This window comes from Fimbriimonadaceae bacterium (assembly GCA_019638795.1).
Lineage (GTDB): Bacteria > Armatimonadota > Fimbriimonadia > Fimbriimonadales > Fimbriimonadaceae > JAHBTB01.
This window is the reverse complement of the sequence record JAHBTB010000009.1, coordinates 61023-77724: the sequence shown is the minus strand read 5'-3', so window position 1 is coordinate 77724 and position 16702 is coordinate 61023. Positions and strand designations below refer to the sequence as shown.

Sequence of the window (16702 nt, the reverse complement as noted above, 5' to 3'; positions counted from 1 at the left end):
GGTCACTCCTCCAGCAGGTATTCCGCGATCATCGTCGCGGTGTCCTTCAGGGCGTCCGTGTGGGTGCGCTCGTAGCCGTGGCTTGTGTCAACGCCCGGCCCGATCAGGGCGACTTGGGCCCGGCCTCCCGCACGCCAGTACGCTGAGCCGTCGGACCCGTAGTACGGATAGACGTCCGGCACCAGTTCGACACCTTCCCGCGCCGCGATGCCGATGAGCTTGTCGCTGAGTTCTCGACTGTAGGGGCTGGCGGAATCTTTGAGGCAGATGGAGCAGTGGTGTTCGTCGCCCGCGCATCCGCTGCCGACCACCGCCATGTCCAGCACGAGAAGTTCGGCAAGGTCCTCGGGCAGGCCGTCCATACCGCCGTGCCCGACCTCCTCATAGTTGCTGAACAGCAGGTGGGTGCGCTGGGCTGGACTGACGCCGGCCTCATGGAGCGCCTTGACGGCGGCGAGCAGGCAAGCGACACAGGCCTTGTCGTCAAGGAACCGGCTACGGACAAACCCCGAGGCACTCTTCTCAAACCTGGGGTCAAAGCTGACGAAGTCGCCGACGCAGATGCCAAGCAGCTGGGTCTCTTCATTGCTCCTCGTGCGTTCGTCAATCCGGACCTCCATCGTGTCGGCGTTTCGAGGGGCGGTCCGCGCCTCCTTGTTGACGTGGTCGGCACCGTTGGCCAAGACGAGCGAGCCACGCACGTTCGTGCCGCCCCGCGCGTGGACGGTGCAGCCTTCACTCTCGACGGTGGGCCACATCAGGCCGTTGAGCGCGGTGAGCCGCAGGCGCCCGTTGGCCTTGATCTCGGCGACCATAGCGCCAAGGGTGTCGATGTGGGCCGTCAGGGCGCGGGGGTGGGCGTCGCTGAGCCCGGGCAACGTGCTCGTCAGGGCGCCTTTGCGGGTAAGCGCCGAAGGCGCGCCGAAGCTGTCGAGCTCGTTTTGCACAAACCGGACGGCCCAGGCGGTGTCGCCGCTCGGGCTGGGGGTGTTGACAAGGTCTTCGAGGACGTTCAGCAGATAGTCGGTCGAGACGTCGAGCCGCGGCATGGCGACGAGTTTAGCCGAAGGCCCGCCCACCTCGGCCTGGCTGGGGGTACATCATGCGGTCATGCCGCAAAACGTCCGCATCATCACGCTCGGTTGCGCGAAAAACGAGGTGGACAGCGAGGAGATCGCCGGGGTCTTGCGGGCGGCGGGTTATACGGTCGACGCGAGCCGGCCGGCGGACCTGACCGTGGTCAACACCTGCGGCTTTCTGGAACGTGCCAAGGCAGAGTCGATCGAGGCGATCAAGTCGGCCGTCGCCGCCAAGGGGTCGGGTCGCGTGGTCGTGGCCGGGTGCCTGTCCCAGCGTCTCGGCGAAGAGCTGGCCTCTCTCGCCCCCGGGGCTGACGCTTACGTCGGGGTCGGGCAGATGGGACGCTTCGCCGACGTCGCCGCGGCGGTGTTCGGGCATCGAGAGTCTTTTGTCGACGTCCGACCTCCCCACCACCAATGGGCCACGGTCGGTACCCGCCAGCGGACGGGCAAGCCCTGGAGCGCCTACATCAAGGTCAGCGAGGGATGCGACCACCAATGCACCTTCTGCACGATCCCGTCGTTCCGGGGCAAGCACGTCAGCAAGCCGGTCGAACGGGTCGTCGAAGAGGCCCGCCACTTGGCCGCGACCGGGTGTGTCGAGGCCAACCTCATCGCCCAAGACGTCACCCAATACGGTTACGACCTCTACCGGGAGTTCACTTTGCCCCGGTTGCTCCGCGAGCTCAACGGAGTCGACGGGCTGAAGTGGGTCCGCCTGCTTTACTTCTATCCGAACCGCCTGACCGACGAGGTCATCGAGGCGATGGCCACGCTGGAACACGTCGTGCCGTACATCGACATCCCGTTCCAGCACACCCACCCCGACGTTCTGCGGCGGATGAAGCGGCCATGGGACGGGGAACGCTACCTGCGAGTCATCGAAAAGGTCCGGGCCGCGGTGCCCGACGTGGCGGTGCGGACCACCTTCATCGTCGGGTTCCCCGGCGAGACCGAGGCGGAGTTCAGTTCGCTCCTGGACTTTGTCCAGGAGGCCCGCCTTGACCGGGTCGGAGCCTTCACCTATTCGCGCGAGGCGGGCACACCCAGTGCCGACATGCCGGGCCAGGTGCCGTTCCGGGTCAAACGCGAGCGCTACGACCGACTGATGCGCGCCCAGTCGGTGGTCGCCTTGGAGAAGAACTGGTCTTGGGTCGGCAGGGAACTCGAAGTGCTGGTCGACGAGGTGAAGGACGGCTGGGTGGCGGGCCGGTCGTTTCGCGACGCCCCGGAAATCGACGGCTGGGTCTACGCCAAGGGGTCGGCCCGCCCCGGTTCGTTTGTCAGGGTCACCGTTGACGAGGCCCATACCCACGACCTGTACGGCCACCTTGAGGGCGTTTCGCGCGCCAGAAAAGAACTTGTGCCGCTCAAGATGTCGTCGGCCGAACCGCGCTAGCCGTCACTCTTGACGACCCACGCTCCGACCTGGAACCGGGCGGTCTCGGGTTGGGCGGCCTCGTCGGCTTCCTCCTCCTCGACGACAGGGCGCGGCTCCTCCTCCATGGTTTCGCGCTGCTCTTCCCGCGCGGGGTCCCACTCGGCCTTGTCCGAGTCGGCCAAGACGCTGGCGAGGACGCCGTTGACAAACCGCCCGCTCTCGGCAGAGCCGAAGAGCTTGGCCAGTTCCACCGCCTGGGTGATCGTCACCTTGGGGGGCATGCCGGGAAGGTGATGGATCTCGTATGTCGCGAGCCGCAACACCAAGAGATCGGTGAGGGCGAGCCGGTCGACGGACCAGCCTCGGGCGAGGAACCGGTCGACGACCGCGTCGAGGGCGGGCACGTTGCGGGAGACGCCTTCGACCAAGCCCCGGAAGAACGCCTCGTTCTCGGGCGTGAGGGGGTGTCGGGTCAGGACGTCGTCACAAGCGACGGTCGAGGTGGTGCCGCCGACTTTGACGGCGTACAGGGCTTGGACGGCCATCTCGCGGGCCAGGCGGCGCGAATGGGACGGGTCGCTCATGGTGCCTGGCCTTCTGCCAGGAACCGGCCGACGAACGCGGTGCTCACGTCTCCGGAGATGTAGTCCGGGTGGCGCACCAAGCGGCGGAGGAACGGGATGTTGGTCTGGATGCCCTCGACATGGAACTCGTCGAGGCAGACGCGGAGCCGGTTGACGGCCTCGGCGCGGTCGCGTCCCGTGACGATCAGCTTGGCGATCATCGGGTCGTAGAACGGCGACACGGTGAAACCGGCGTAGACGTGGGTGTCGAGACGTACTCCGCCGAATCCGGGCGGCTCCCAGCGGGTGATCTTGCCGGTGCAGGGGGCGAAGTCCTTGTCGGGGTCTTGCGCGGTGATCCTTGCCTCGATCGCATGCCCGGCAAGGTCGACGTCGTCCTGGGTCACGGGCAACGGCTCTCCCGCAGCGATGCGGACTTGCCACTGCACCAGGTCGAGCCCGGTGACCGATTCGGTGACAGGGTGCTCGACCTGGATGCGCGTGTTCATTTCCAGGAAGTAGAAGCTGCCCGACTTGTCAAGGAGAAACTCGACGGTCCCGGCGTTCGTGTAGCCGACACTCTTGGCGACGCGCACGGCGGCTTCGCCCATGCGCCGTCTTGTGTCCGTGTCCAAGACCGCACAAGGGGCCTCCTCGACAATCTTCTGGTGGCGGAGGTTCTGGACGCTGCACTCGCGCTCGCCGAGGTGGATGACGTTGCCGTGCTCGTCTCCGAGGATTTGAATCTCCACGTGGCGCGGCTCCACCACGCACTTCTCGACCAAGAGGTCGCCGTTGCCAAAACTGGCCTGGGCTTCGGCCTGGGCGGTCTTGAACAGGCGGCCCAGTTCGTCTTCGTCATTGACCCGGCGGATGCCCCGACCGCCGCCGCCCGCGACCGCCTTCAGCAGGACGGGGTATTCGATCTGTTCGGCCCACCGGGCCGCGTCGGCCTCGTTGGCGACGACGCCGTCCGAGCCTGGGACGACCGGACAGTTGGCGTCGATCGCGGCTTCCTTGGCTCTCGCTTTGTCTCCCATCGCCTCGATGGCGCTGACGGAGGGGCCTATGAAGGTGACACCCATCGCTCCGAGGGCCTCCGCGAACCGGGCTCGCTCGGAGAAGTAGCCGAAGCCCGGGTGGACGGCCTGCGCGCCGGTGATCTCCGCCGCCATGAGGACGTTGGCGAGGTTAAGGTAGCTGTCGGTGTTGCTGGCCTCACCGACACAGACGGACCGGTCGGCGATGTGGACGTGGCGGCTGTCCGCGTCGGCCTTGGAATGGACGGCGATCGCCTCGACGCCCAACTCATGGAGGGCGCGGATGACGCGGCAAGCGATTTCGCCACGGTTGGCGACCAGAACACGTTCAAACATTCAGTACTTCTCGTGGCCCGGGTGGGGGCAGTGGATACTACCGGTCGCCGGGTCGTAGACGTAAGGCTCTTTGCCGATCGGGCACCGGGCGAGGTCTCCGGTGACCTTGGCTTCGGCTAGGCTGGCCGGCTTGGTCTCTTCGACCGGGTCGGTCGCGACCTGGATCATCTGCCGGTCTTCTTGCAGTTGCTCAAGGCAGACGGTGTCTTTGGCCTTCAGCAGCGATTTGCCGACGAGGGTCTTGCCTTGGCCGTCGGCGCGCTCGGGCTCCTTTTTGCCGCCAAAGATCGACGACCCGTTGGTGAAGACGAGCACAAGGACCAGCGCCACTGCCGCCGCCGCGATCACTCCGACCAAACCACCCCGTCCCGATTCTTTTCTCATTTTTCCATGATCCTCGCCAGGCCCTGGCCGAACTCGACAGCGGACTCATCTTCAGCAAGAAACCTTTCAAAGACACCGGAGACGGTGCTGGGCACGTCGTTGCTGATGCCCAGGGCGACGACCTCGCCGACCGATTGGCCGACCTCGATTTCATCGCCCTCGGCCAGCGTTGCGGCCCGGAAGTAGCCTACAACGGGGGCGGTCACGACGGCGACCCGGGCGACGTCGTCGGCACTGGGCTCGTCGCTTACGACCGGCGTGGGCTCCCAGTCGGGGGACAGGGTGGCCGTGACCGAACCGCCTTCGACGGCGACCTTGATGCGAGCCAGCCCGCGGGCCCTGGCCACCGCCACGGCGCGCCGCACCGTCTCTTGGTCGAGGCTGGACATGGACAGCATGTTACCTGGGCACAATTTGGGGACAAATTCGTCTCTGGGGACGGAACAGAAGCGCGCCGTTGGGCTTCCAAGTAAAAAGTGGGATACGACTGGAGAGGAGCAACGTCGTATCCCGATGCTTGTGTTCCGAAGCCTCCCTATGAACCCGTCCTGCCGCATGCGCGGCTGTCGTGCTCTTCGAGGCCCCGTATAATAATAGACAAGTCAGGTCGCCAAACGACTCTCAATTACGAACTTTTGTGCATTGTTCGTTGAAGTTTTCCCCTTGCCCGCTGGAGTGAGCCCGTAGCCGGCAGGCGCCGCCACCCTGTGGAAAACACCAGGCCCTCGCTAAATCAGCCCTGTCCGGGTGTGGCGACTGCGCCGGTGTGCCGACATGTGAATTGGCGGGGATGTTCAGGATGACGGGAGAACAAGGCACATACGGGCTTCTCGAAATGTCGGCGGTCCGCGAGATGGCGAACATTGGCCTCGGCCATGCCACGACCGCGCTTTCGGACTTGACCGGGCGGTCCTTCAACATGGAGGTGCCGAATGTCGAGACGGTCGCGATCGAGAACGTACCGGCCTTGGTCGGAGACCCCGAGGCGGTGGTCGTCGGGATCATGATGCCGATCGAGGGTGACGTCACCGGGCACATCGCGTTTGTGTTCCCGTGGGAAAGTGCCCAGACGGTGTGGCGCTACTTGCTCGGTACTTGCCCCGACAGCTTCGCCGAGGTCGACGACCTTGCCGCCAGCGCGATGCTGGAGATCGGAAACATCCTCAACTCCAGCTTCATGAACGCGCTCTCGAACATGACCGGACTGGCCATCCACGCCACTCCGCCGGTCGTGTCGATCGACCTGTGCTATTCGGTTGTGAGCACGGTGGTCGCCGAGGCCGAGCTGCAGGAAGTGGTCGCGCTGGCCATCGAAACCAAGATTTACGACTACGAGGACACCGCCACGCAGGGCTATTTCCTCTGCATCCCGACTGTCGAGGGCCTGAACCTGATGCTTCGCCGCCTCGGTGTGGCGGAGGCGGCGTAGATGTCCACGGTGTCGGCGATGATGGTCGGCATGGGGGACATCCATGTCGCCAAGGGCGACGCCGCGTACAACTGCCTCGGCCTAGGGAGTTGCATCGGCCTGGTGTTGTACGACCCGACCACCCAGGTCAGCGGCATGATCCACGTCATGCTGCCCGCGTCGTTCCCCGGGCGTCCCGCCGACAAGATCGGCAAGTTCGCCGACACGGGCGTCCCCGAAATGGTGCGCCAAATGACCGCTCTGGGTGCGGTGCCCTCCCGGATGGTCGCCGCCTACGCGGGCGGCGCACAGGTCTTCAAGTTCGGCACTCCCGGTGACTCCAAGCTCGACGTGGGGGCGCGCAATGTCGAGGCGGTCGCCGCCTTGGTCAAGAAAAACGGCTTCAAGGTCCTCGCCACGGACACCGGCGGCTCAAACGGTCGGACGGTGGTCGTGACGATCCAGGACGGCCTGGTGAAGGTCCGCACGGTCAACACGGGCGAAAAAACGCTCTGCAACCTGAAGGGATGAACTGATGAGCCAAGCGACCATCACCATTGATGACATCATCAAGAAGACGTCGGACCTCCCGACGATCCCGGCCGCGGCGATCCGTGTCATGCAGGCGACGGAGTCGCCGAACTCCACGGCGGCTTCCGTGGCGCAGATTCTGTCGGCCGACCAATCGCTCAGCGCGCGGGTCCTCCGGCTGGCAAACAGCGCCTTTTACGGGCTTTCGCGCCAAGTCAGCGACCTTCAGGAAGCGGTCGTGATCTTGGGGATGCGCAACGTCAAGAACCTTGCCCTCGTCGCGGGGACTTACCCCTGGATGAGCCGGCCTTTGCCCGGCTACTCGCTGGGTCCGCGCGCGATGTGGACGCATGCCTTCGGCACCGCGGTCGGTGCGCAGCAAGTCGCCAAGCTCAGCGGCAAGCAAAAGGACGACGTCGCGTTCACTGCGGGATTGCTCCACGACATCGGCAAGGTCGCCGTCAGCATTTGGCTGGAAAACAAGATTGTCGCGATCCTGAACTACGCGAACCGCGAAGGGCTCTCCTTTGACGAGGCAGAACGCAAGATCCTGGGTTATGACCACACCCAGGTCGGAGAGCACCTCGCCAACGCTTGGAACCTGCCGGCCGACCTTGTCGCGGCGGTGCGTTGGCACCACATGCCCGACGACGCGCCGGAGAACCCGCCGTTGGTCGACTGCGTGCACCTGGGCAACTACCTGACGATGACCATGGGCTTCGGCCTGGGTGGCGACGGTCTGCTCTATCGGTTTTCCGAAAGCTCCCTGACGCGGCTGGGTTTGAAAGCGGTCGATCTCGACCAGGTCACCGACGCCTTTGTCGAGAGCTACGAGGAGTACGAGAAGCTGTTCGAGGATTTGGTGGCGGCATGAAGCGAAAGGTATTGATTGTCGATGACTCGGCGTTCGTGCGCCGGATGCTCCAGGACTGGCTGAAGGAAGAGCCGGACTTTGAGGTCGTCGGGGTGGCGAAGGACGGGCTCGAAGGTGTGGCCAAGGCGGCCGAGCTCGACCCTGACGTCGTGACCCTCGACGTGGAGATGCCCAACATGGACGGCATCACCGCCCTGGACAAGATCATGGGGCAAAAGCAGCGGGCCGTCCTTATGGTGAGCAGCGTCACGACGGCTGGTGCGGCAGCGACGCTCAAGGCTCTTGAACTGGGTGCTTACGACTTCGTCACGAAGCCACAAGGCGGCAACAGCCTCCGGTTGGTCGAGGCGAAGAACGACTTTCTCGAACGGTTGCGTGCTTCTCGATACGCCCGGTTCGGTGGAGGCAGGCCAGCAAGCCCGCCGCCGCCGGTCCGGGCCTCGTCCAAGCCGTCGGACAAGGTGGTCTTGGTCGCGAGTTCGACTGGCGGGCCCCGCTCGCTGGTGAGCCTGTTCCAATCACTACCCAAGGGGTTTCCCTGCCCGGTCGTGATCGTGCAGCATATGCCGCAGGGATTCACCGCGAGCTTGTCCGCCCGGCTGGACAGCTTGGGCACGGTTCCTTGCCGCGAGGCAAGGGACGGAGACCGTCTGGAATCTGGTCAGGCCTACATCGCGCCGGGTGGCTTCCACCTCTCGATCGGCCATGGCGCCCGTCTGACCGTTGGTGACGGCCCGACCGTCCACGGGGTCAAGCCGGCCGCCGACATTTTGTTCAAGTCGGCGAGCGAAGCGTTTGGCTCCCGCTGTCTGGGGGTGGTCATGACCGGTATGGGACGTGACGGTGCCGACGGCGCCGTCGCCATCCGGGCGAAGGGGGGCAAGGTCTTTGGCGAGGCGGAGTCGTCCTGCGTCATCTATGGGATGCCCCAGGCGGCCAAGAAGGCCGGAGGGATCGACGCCGAGTTTGACCTAAGAGAGCTGGGTGCGGCGATTGTCGCCGGTACGACGGGGAGGACGGCGCTTGCTTCCTAGTTCCGCCGACTGGGCCACGTTTTACGCGCACTTTCTGCGTAAGACCGGCATCGACCTGGCGCTGTACAAGGCAAACCAACTCCAACGGCGCATCATCGGGATGGCCGAGCAGCAAGGTTGCGCCGACCTTGCCGCCCTGTGGGTTTGGCTGGGCAAGGGGCCGCAGAACCTGGACTGGTTCCTCGACAAGATGGCGATCAACGTCAGCGAACTGTTCCGCAACCCGGAAAAGTGGGCCGACCTAGACACCCGGGTGATCCCCGACCTCTTGATGCGGTCGAAGTCCCTGCGAGTTTGGAGCGCGGGATGCAGCTATGGGGCGGAGGCCCACAGTCTCGCCATGGTCTTGGACGCTAAGTACCCCGGCTCGCACCGCATCGACGGTACCGACATCGACACCGCCGCGCTGACGCAGGCCAAAGAAGGGCGCTTCGTGGACTCCGACGTCCGGTGTGTCCCCGATGCATACAAACGTGCCTATCTCCACCGGTCCGGCGACCACTGGGTGGCCGACGACAAGCTGCGCAAGTACCTGAGGTTCAGCCGTCAAAACCTTCTGGCCGACCGGTTTGACAAGGGCTTTGACCTGATAATGTGCCGGAACGTGGTGATCTATTTCACCGATGAAGCCAAGGATAACTTGTACCAAAGGTTCTTTGACGCCTTGGCTCCCGGCGGCTACCTGTGGGTGGGTAGCACCGAGCGTGTCTTCAAGGCCCACGACCTTGGGTTCGAGACACCTTTACCGTTTTTCTACAAGAAACCACTGATGGGTCAAAAAGAATGGCGAACCGCATCCTGATCACGGACGACGCCCTCTTCATGAGGGTGACGTTGAAGAACATCCTGTCGCAAAACGGCTACGAGGTCGTCGGCGAAGCCCAGAACGGGCTGGAAGCCGTGAAGCTCTACCAAGAGTTGAAGCCCGACCTTGTGACCATGGACATCACCATGCCGGAGATGGACGGCCTGGCTGCCCTGAAGGAGATCCGGGGGATCGATCCAGGCGCCAAGGTGGTCATGTGCTCGGCGATGGGGCAAAAGAACATGGTCGTCGAGGCGATCCAGTCGGGGGCGAAGGACTTCATCGTGAAGCCCTTCCAGCCTGACCGCGTCTTGGAGGCCGTCAAGAAGCTTCTCGCGGCCTGAGCGGAAGCGGAGACATTGGCATGAAAGTCGAATACGTCTCCCCGTTCGTGGGCGCGTCGATCAACGTGGTCCAGACTTTGATCGGGACGACACCGAACCGTGGCCAGTTAAGCGCCCGGCCGCAGGTGTTCACTTCGCAGCAAGTGAACATCGTGTGCGGTGTCACCGGCGACGTCGAGGGCCAGGTCATCTACGGTATGTCCGTCGTCACGGCCGACAAAATCGCCTCGGCAATGTGCGGCACCCAGATCGTCACCTTCGACCAGCTGGCGGCGTCGGCCATCGCCGAACTGGGCAACATGATCAGCGGCAACAGTGCGACGTTGCTTTCCCAGCAAGGGTACGTCGTGGACATCACCCCGCCGACCATCGTCAAGGGCACGAACGTCAAGATCACGACGCTGGACATCCCTGCCCTGGTCATCCCGATCGAGATCGGTGACCTCGGCCACATTGAGATCAACGTCAGCCTCCAAGAGCGCGCCAAGCGGTCGGCGGCCTGACAAAAGCCCGAGGGGCCCATCAAGCGACCCGTCCCGGACATTTCCGGGGCGGGCCGTCCCTTTTGTCATTCGGGCTGGACAAGCATGTTCCCGCTGGTGACCGTTCGCGCCGCCCCGCGCAATAAGACCCGGTCGCCCCGGACCGCGGTGCCGACGCGGCCGCGTCGGGACGACAGTTGTTCGCCGACAAGGCTGTCTTGGCCCAAGACCCTGCTCCAATAGGGGCCAAGGGCGCAGTGGGCCGACCCCGTCACCGGGTCTTCGTCGATGCCGCTCTGGGGGGCAAAAAACCGGCTGACGTAGTCGGGGCCGCCCGGAGCGGCACGGGCGGTCAAGACGACACCCCGGAGGCCGGTGGCCCTGACGGCGTCCATGTGGGGGGCCGCCGCCTCGACCTCGGCCTGTGAGCCCACCACGACGAACCAGTCCATACGGTTCGCGCCGGTCCAGACGGGGCGGACACCCAGGGCCTCCCCGACGCCAGGCGCGTCCCCCGGCTGGGGGGCCTCGGCTGGAAAATCAAGGACGACCAGACCGGACTCTTGCCGGGCGGTGAGCACGCCGGACTTGGAGCGGAACGTCGCGGGCGACGTGGCGGGAATGACGCCGGACTCCCAGAGCCAGTGGGCCGAAGCGAGGGTGGCGTGTCCGCACAGGTCCACCTCGACCGACGGCGTGAACCATCGGAGACCGAACGCGCCGGCTTCGGCGACGAGGAAGGCGGTCTCCGCCTGGTTCATCTCCGCCGCGACGCCCTGCATCCAAGCGTCGCTCGGCCAGGCTTCCAGCAGGCAGACTCCGGCGGGGTTGCCCGACCAGGGCCTCTCGGTGACAAAGGCGTCGACGAGGGCGAAGGGTCTCGACATGGCTCGAGTCTGGGTCAACCGGGGACGAGAGCCTAGGCCAAGGACGTCCCGTGCAACTCTGGGCTTGGCGCGTCGTATCCTATCAAGCACGCCATGGCACGCAAGCGGTTCCCCGACATCAGCACCGATGCCTTTATGGCCGACACCGACCGGCAAGCCCTTGAGGCCCTCAAGAAGATCCCGTTCTTCGAGGTCGTGCTCCGCAAGTTCCACGAGATCGGCGTCGACCGGGCCCTCTACGTGATGAACATGGGGATGTCGGTCCGGTGCGGGCCCAAGCAGTTCAAGACGCTGCACGAGATCCTGCGGGAGTCGTGCGAGATCCTCGACATGCCGGAGCCGGAACTCTACGTGACCAACAATCCGTTCCCGAACGCATGGACGGGCGGGGTGGAGCGACCCTACATCACGTTGCGCAGTTCGATCGTCGACGCGTTCACGGACGAACAGCTCTTCGACCTGATCGGCCATGAGTTGGGCCACATCAAGGCCGGCCACGTCTTGTACATGGAGATGGGCCGGGTGCTCATGCAACTGCTCGACTTGCTCGGGCAATACACGTTCGGCGTCACCAGCGCGGCGTCCACCGGGTTGGTCGTCGCGTTCTTTGAATGGAGCCGGCAGGCCGAACTGACGTGTGACCGGGCTGGTCTCTTGACGTGCCAGGACTTCCACGTCGCCTCGGACTCCTTACTCCGCCTGACCGCCGGGTCCACCCGCTTTGCCGGGGAGATGAGCGTCGACGCCTTCCTTGACCAAGCGAGGATGTACCAGGACATGTCGCTCGGCGACGAGATCATGAAGCTGTTGGTGTTCCTGGCCTACGGGGCGTGGTTGACCCACCCGATCCCCGTCCAGCGCATGCAGGAACTGGAAAGGTGGCACCTGAGCGGGGCCTACGACAAGATCATGGCGGGCGACTACGCCAAGTCCCCGGCCAAGGCCGCCCGCTTGCCCTGAGGCGGCGGTTCGGGGCAAGATGCTTCCGTGAACCCAATGATGACTCCTCAGGCCCAGCAGCTCCATGCATGGGTCACGACCGCGAACGGCTTCGAGGGGTACAAAGTCGTCCGCTACATCGGGGTCGTGCGCGGCCTCACCGTGCGCAGCCGTTCTGTGATCGGGCAGGTCGGCGCGGGGCTGCAGTCCCTGTTTGGCGGCAACATCACCCTCTATTCAGAGCTGTGCGAACACGCCCGCCAAGAAGCCTATGACCTGATGATCAGCCACGCGGCCCAGATGGGGGCGAACGCGATCGTGGCGATGCGCTACGACGCCACCGAACTGGCCCAGGGCATCACTGAGGTGCTCGCCTATGGGACGGCTTGCGTGATCCAGCAGGTGGGCCCTTAGCCCTTGGTCTTGTAGCGCGAGTCCGACTCAAGGACCGCCTTGCCTTTGCACAGGCTGCCTAGGGTCGTCTTGAGGGTGCGCACGACGTCCGACTTTTCCCAGATGAGGAAGTAGCCCGCCCCACCCTGGGCCAGGCTCGTCGGCATGGCGACCTCGTAGGTCTTGGCGTCCTCCAAGGGTGCGCCCAGTACGGTGATCGACGTGACGCGGTGGTCGGCCGGTTGGTCTTTGTCAAAGGTGACGTCGACCCCACTCAACTGCAGGAAGCTCGGGTTGGGCGATGGATAAAGGCTTACCGAACGCTCGATCGCGGCCCGGAACTTCTTGCCGGTGAGCTTGACCACGGAGACCGTGCCGGCGGGGAACTGGAGCCACGAGGAGAGGTCGTTGTTCTTGCCGGTGGGGTTGAGCACACCGTCGGGAACGAAAGCCACCGGGGCCGACGTGGCCGAACACAGGATGTCGGCGATCGACTGGCCGGGTGAGGCCTTCGACGGCTCTTCGGCCAAGGCCGAGCACGCCGCCAAGGCAACGGCGGCGACAAGGCATTGACGAATCAAGAGTTTCATGGCGACCCTCAACCTATTTGTAGGGCCAAACCGCTCGGCGTTCCGGCCGACCGGGACCTTTTCCGGGTTCAGAAGTCCGTGTCGATGCCCATCGAGCGTGCGGTCCCCGCGACGATCCGGATGGCCATCTCTTCGTCAGTGGTGTTCAAGTCCGGCATCTTGCGCTTTGCAACCTCGATCGCCTTAGCCTTGGTCAGCACGGCGACCGTCTGCTTGCCCGGGGTCTTGGATCCGGTCTCGATCCCCACCGCCTGCTTGATGAGGGCGCTCATCAGCGGCTGCTTGACGACAAAACTATAGGAGCGGTCTTCGAAGACGGAGATCTCGACCGGCAGGAGGAAGCCCATCTGCGGGGCGGTCATCTCGTTGAATTTCTTCAGAAACTCCATCATGTTGATGCCGGCCTGACCGAGGGCGGGGCCGACGGGGGGAGCCGGCGTGCCTTTGCCCGCGGCGATGTTCAACTTGATGACGCTGGTGATCTTCTTGGCCATAGGAGCGCTTTCCTTTCCGTCCTCGTCACGGAGACTGTGGAAGCGGCAGTCGGGACCACGAGGGACGCGTGAGGGACGAAAGATACCCGGTCCGGAGCGGCATCTCAGGACCCGGCCGGGCTGTGTCACACTTCATCGCAACCCCCGAGAGCAATAGCCGACGATGCCTGAAGTCTCTTTGAAAATCCCCCAGATCGGCGAAGGCCTTCAAGAGGCCCGCTTGGTCGCGTTTCTGAAGCAACCTGGTGACCACGTCAAACGCGACGAGGCGATTTACCAGATGGAGACCGACAAAGCGGTCATGGACGTCGAGTCGCCCCATGAAGGCAAGGTGGTGAGGTGGTTGGCCCGACCCGACGACGTCCTCGCCATCGGAGCCGACGTCCTCGTGATGGACGTGGCCGACGCGGCCCCGACCGAGCCCGCCGGGGGCGAGGTGACCGTCCACGTGCCCCAGATCGGCGAAGGTCTCCAGGAGGCCCGTATCGTCGCTTTCCTCAAGCAGCCCGGCGACGCGGTCAAACGCGACGAGGCGATCTACCAAATGGAGACGGACAAGGCGGTCATGGACGTCGAGTCGCCGTACGCCGGCACGGTGCTCCGCTGGCTGGTCGAGCCCGACCAGATCGTCGCCATTGGGGCGCCGGTCGGTGTCCTGGCAAGTTCCGACACTCCGGTCGCGGCGCCGGCCCACGGCCCCGCCCCCACGGCCGCGCCAACTTCGGCAGTGACCCCCCCCGCGGCCACGCGCCGTGACGTGCCCCCTCGCACCCGCGCCTACGCCAAGGAAAAGGGCCTGACCGAAGAGGTGCTGGCCCAAGTCCCCGCCGCAGGCGCAAAGCTGATGCCTGCCGACATCGACGCCTACCTGGCGTCGTCGGCCCCGTCCGGGGCGAAGGGTCACACCGAGGCGCCGTTGCCTGCCAAGCAGAGGGTGCTGGCCAGTCGGCTTGTCCGCGGCAACCAGCTCGTCGTGCCCGGCATGATGAGCGTCGCGGTGGACTGGACGGCCATCGAGGCGGCCAGGGCGAAGGTGAAGGAGTCGCACAGCGATTTTCAGCCGAGCCTTTTCACCATGTTCGCTTATGCCGTCGCGAAGGCGGCCGCGCAGCACCCCGTCGTGCGATCGACCCTGGTCGGCGACAGCACGGTGCGGACGTACGAGCACGTCAACCTCGGTGTGGCCGTGGCGCGGCCGGGGGACGAGCTCGTCGTCGCCGTCGTCCACGACGCCGACACGTTGTCGTGGCCAGACTTCGCCGCCGCCCTGCGCGACCGGATCCACGAGGCGCGCGATGGCAAGGACCAGGCCGACGAGAGCGTCACCCTGAGCATCACGAACATGGCGGGCCACGGTGTGCGCGACGCCATGGCGGTCGTCGTCCCCCCCGGGGTGGTGACCGTGTTCCTCGGCGAAGCCCACTGGGGCGTCACCAACGACCACGAGCCGCCGCGGTTTCAACGGCAGAGCAATGTGGGCGTCACCATTGACCACCGGCTGATCAACGGCGTCGGCGGGGCGGAGTTCCTGAACACACTCAAGCAACTGGTCGAGCAGATCGACACAGTCCTCGGACCATGAAGAAACCGATCATTGGCGTCACGATGGGGAGCACCGACGACCCGAAGACCGGTGCGAAGTACGTCAAGCACGTCCTGAACCGCGACTATGTCGACCGGCTGGCCGAGGCAGGCGCCGCCGTCGTGTTGCTGCCCCCCGGAACAGACCCCCTCACCGTCCTGCCCGTCCTCGACGGGTTGCTGATGACCGGCGGCAATGATATCGACAGCTCGCGGTGGGGTGAGCCCCTCCATCCCGAGGCTGACCTTGAGGACCCCCGCCGGGCTGCCCTCGAACTGGAACTCTTGAAGCACGCCGACCCCCGCTTGCCGGTGTTCGGCATTTGCTACGGCTGCCAGATGATCAACGTCCACCATGGTGGTGGCCTGACCCAGCACCTCCCCGACGTCGTGGGCGACGACAAGCACCGGGGCAACCCCATGCAGGACTACAAGGTGGAGCCCGGGTCAAAGCTCGGCCAGATCGTCGGCCCCGACGCCCAGGGCCGGAGCAGCCACCATCAAGCGGTGGGCGCGGTGGCGCCAGGCCTGCGCGTGGTGGCGCGTCACGAGGACGGCACAGTCGAGGCCGTCGAGACCGACGACGACCGGTGGGTGATCGGTGTCCAGTGGCACCCGGAGCGGAGCGAGGCCGACGCCACCCCCAAGTTGTTCGAGTCCTTTGTCGCCGCCGCCCGGCGATACCAGGAGGAAAAGGCCGCTTGCGGCACCTGGTGAACGGGCGCGAGGTCGAACTGACGGCCGACCCGAGCGTCACCGTCGTCAGAGGGCCGGACCGGTTGGTCGTGCACACCCCGGAGGGCACATCGACGGCCCTCGTCACACGGGTCGGAGCGAAAACCCTTGTTTCGGTCGGAGGACGGCAGTTTGAGGTCTCCCGCGCGACGCGAGAACGTTCTGGCGAAGGCGCCCAAGGCTCAGGGACGAAACTAGCACCGATGCCTGGCCTGGTCGTGGACGTGTTTGTGGAACAAGACCAATGTGTGGCTGTCGGTGACAAGCTCTTGGTGCTTGAAGCCATGAAAATGCAACACGTGGTCACGGCGGACGTCGCGGGGAAGGTCTCCGCTCTACCGGTGGCCAAGGGCCAGCAGGTTTCAGAGGGCGACCTGCTGGTAAGAGTCGAACCTTCGGCTGGGGTAGGGCATGGCGACAAAGATCGCGGATCTTGACTTTGCGATGCAAGTGGGTCGCTATCGCGACGCTTGCGACTTCGCTGGCGTCCGCGAGCGCAACCTGTTCCTCGTCGACTTCCGCGCCGCACTCCAGCGACTGCCCTACTTCCAGGTCCACAAGTCCGAGATCACCTACGGCAACGACCCGATGGTCGAGGTCTGGGGCAAATACAGCGTGACGCGCAGGCACATCGACATGGTCAAGCTCGACCTGATCAACGTCATCGAGCAAGACGTCGCCGACGACCGCTCGTGGTGCTATAGCTTGGTGGCCAAGGAAAGCGGGTTCCAGCTGCGGTTCTTGTGCCGGCTGGACAACAACTGCTTTGTGACCGCCCTTCTTCACGTCCATCCCGTCCGCTGACGGACGGACCAGGCACAA

Annotated in this window: 22 protein-coding genes; 14 read left to right on the top strand and 8 right to left on the bottom strand. The window is 64.9% G+C overall.

Annotated elements, in window-relative coordinates; all coding sequences use genetic code 11:
* Window positions 1-2 precede the first annotated feature (2 nt).
* Window positions 3-1049, bottom strand: a complete 1047-nt coding sequence (locus KF857_10955; GenBank protein MBX3112518.1) for a M42 family metallopeptidase — start codon at window positions 1047-1049, stop codon at window positions 3-5.
* 61 nt (window positions 1050-1110) lie between these two features.
* On the opposite strand from KF857_10955, the gene rimO reads away from it, so the two are divergent.
* Entirely contained in the window at window positions 1111-2478 is a 1368-nt protein-coding gene (gene rimO, locus KF857_10950; protein MBX3112517.1) for a 30S ribosomal protein S12 methylthiotransferase RimO, read from the top strand.
* Here rimO and nusB read toward each other — a convergent pair.
* The 4 genes from nusB to KF857_10930 are packed head-to-tail and all read right to left on the bottom strand — an operon-like array spanning window position 2475 to window position 5172.
* Entirely contained in the window at window positions 2475-3044 is a 570-nt protein-coding gene (gene nusB, locus KF857_10945; GenBank protein ID MBX3112516.1) for a transcription antitermination factor NusB, read from the bottom strand. The two genes, rimO and nusB, sit on opposite strands and share 4 nt — an antisense overlap.
* On the bottom strand, window positions 3041-4399 hold the full coding sequence (gene accC / locus KF857_10940; protein ID MBX3112515.1) for an acetyl-CoA carboxylase biotin carboxylase subunit: 1359 nt from the start codon (window positions 4397-4399) through the stop codon (window positions 3041-3043). The genes nusB and accC overlap by 4 nt, the downstream gene beginning before the upstream one ends.
* Window positions 4400-4783, bottom strand: a complete 384-nt coding sequence (locus KF857_10935) for a hypothetical protein (GenBank protein MBX3112514.1) — start codon at window positions 4781-4783, stop codon at window positions 4400-4402.
* A complete protein-coding gene (locus KF857_10930) occupies window positions 4780-5172 on the bottom strand; it encodes a hypothetical protein (GenBank protein ID MBX3112513.1) in 393 nt (130 codons plus the stop codon). Before KF857_10930 ends, KF857_10935 begins: the two co-directional genes overlap by 4 nt.
* Window positions 5173-5582: 410 nt before the next feature.
* On the opposite strand from KF857_10930, the gene KF857_10925 reads away from it, so the two are divergent.
* From KF857_10925 to KF857_10895, 7 genes are read left to right on the top strand one after another with little or no spacing between them, the layout of a single operon-like run.
* The gene (locus tag KF857_10925; protein ID MBX3112512.1) at window positions 5583-6212 is read left to right on the top strand and encodes a chemotaxis protein CheC; all 630 of its coding nucleotides are present in this window, start codon (window positions 5583-5585) and stop codon (window positions 6210-6212) included.
* On the top strand, window positions 6213-6722 hold the full coding sequence (locus tag KF857_10920) for a chemotaxis protein CheD (protein MBX3112511.1): 510 nt from the start codon (window positions 6213-6215) through the stop codon (window positions 6720-6722). It abuts the gene before it with no gap.
* A gap of 4 nt (window positions 6723-6726) precedes the next feature.
* A complete protein-coding gene (locus tag KF857_10915) occupies window positions 6727-7596 on the top strand; it encodes an HDOD domain-containing protein (GenBank protein ID MBX3112510.1) in 870 nt (289 codons plus the stop codon).
* Window positions 7593-8630, top strand: coding sequence for a chemotaxis response regulator protein-glutamate methylesterase (locus KF857_10910; GenBank protein MBX3112509.1), 1038 nt, complete (start codon window positions 7593-7595; stop codon window positions 8628-8630). Before KF857_10915 ends, KF857_10910 begins: the two co-directional genes overlap by 4 nt.
* Window positions 8620-9432 carry a protein-glutamate O-methyltransferase CheR gene (locus tag KF857_10905; protein ID MBX3112508.1) on the top strand — a complete coding sequence of 271 codons (813 nt, stop codon included), beginning with the start codon at window positions 8620-8622 and terminating at the stop codon, window positions 9430-9432. Before KF857_10910 ends, KF857_10905 begins: the two co-directional genes overlap by 11 nt.
* Window positions 9414-9779: a response regulator gene (locus KF857_10900; GenBank protein ID MBX3112507.1), complete on the top strand. Its 366-nt coding sequence runs from the start codon at window positions 9414-9416 to the stop codon at window positions 9777-9779. Before KF857_10905 ends, KF857_10900 begins: the two co-directional genes overlap by 19 nt.
* 20 nt (window positions 9780-9799) lie before the next feature.
* Entirely contained in the window at window positions 9800-10282 is a 483-nt protein-coding gene (locus tag KF857_10895) for a chemotaxis protein CheX (protein MBX3112506.1), read from the top strand.
* 65 nt (window positions 10283-10347) lie between these two features.
* Here the strand turns inward: KF857_10895 and KF857_10890 are convergent, their stop codons facing one another.
* The gene (locus tag KF857_10890; GenBank protein MBX3112505.1) at window positions 10348-11148 is read right to left on the bottom strand and encodes a PhzF family phenazine biosynthesis protein; all 801 of its coding nucleotides are present in this window, start codon (window positions 11146-11148) and stop codon (window positions 10348-10350) included.
* A 93-nt stretch (window positions 11149-11241) separates the two neighbouring features.
* Here KF857_10890 and KF857_10885 point away from each other — a divergent pair, with 93 nt between their 5' ends.
* Together KF857_10885 and KF857_10880 are read left to right on the top strand one after the other, a co-directional pair.
* The gene (locus tag KF857_10885; protein MBX3112504.1) at window positions 11242-12108 is read left to right on the top strand and encodes a M48 family metallopeptidase; all 867 of its coding nucleotides are present in this window, start codon (window positions 11242-11244) and stop codon (window positions 12106-12108) included.
* A gap of 36 nt (window positions 12109-12144) precedes the next feature.
* Entirely contained in the window at window positions 12145-12501 is a 357-nt protein-coding gene (locus KF857_10880) for a YbjQ family protein (protein MBX3112503.1), read from the top strand.
* Here the strand turns inward: KF857_10880 and KF857_10875 are convergent.
* Entirely contained in the window at window positions 12498-13070 is a 573-nt protein-coding gene (locus tag KF857_10875) for a 5'-nucleotidase C-terminal domain-containing protein (protein MBX3112502.1), read from the bottom strand. The two genes, KF857_10880 and KF857_10875, sit on opposite strands and share 4 nt — an antisense overlap.
* A gap of 68 nt (window positions 13071-13138) precedes the next feature.
* The gene (gene rplK, locus KF857_10870; GenBank protein MBX3112501.1) at window positions 13139-13564 is read right to left on the bottom strand and encodes a 50S ribosomal protein L11; all 426 of its coding nucleotides are present in this window, start codon (window positions 13562-13564) and stop codon (window positions 13139-13141) included.
* A gap of 163 nt (window positions 13565-13727) precedes the next feature.
* On the opposite strand from rplK, the gene KF857_10865 reads away from it, so the two are divergent.
* Genes KF857_10865 through KF857_10850 form a run of 4 tightly spaced genes read left to right on the top strand, consistent with a single transcriptional unit; the run spans window position 13728 to window position 16684 of the window.
* Window positions 13728-15146, top strand: a complete 1419-nt coding sequence (locus KF857_10865) for a 2-oxo acid dehydrogenase subunit E2 (protein ID MBX3112500.1) — start codon at window positions 13728-13730, stop codon at window positions 15144-15146.
* Entirely contained in the window at window positions 15143-15862 is a 720-nt protein-coding gene (locus tag KF857_10860) for a gamma-glutamyl-gamma-aminobutyrate hydrolase family protein (GenBank protein MBX3112499.1), read from the top strand. The genes KF857_10865 and KF857_10860 overlap by 4 nt, the downstream gene beginning before the upstream one ends.
* Window positions 15847-16317, top strand: a complete 471-nt coding sequence (locus KF857_10855) for a biotin/lipoyl-binding protein (protein ID MBX3112498.1) — start codon at window positions 15847-15849, stop codon at window positions 16315-16317. Before KF857_10860 ends, KF857_10855 begins: the two co-directional genes overlap by 16 nt.
* On the top strand, window positions 16292-16684 hold the full coding sequence (locus KF857_10850; GenBank protein ID MBX3112497.1) for a hypothetical protein: 393 nt from the start codon (window positions 16292-16294) through the stop codon (window positions 16682-16684). Before KF857_10855 ends, KF857_10850 begins: the two co-directional genes overlap by 26 nt.
* Window positions 16685-16702 lie beyond the last annotated feature (18 nt).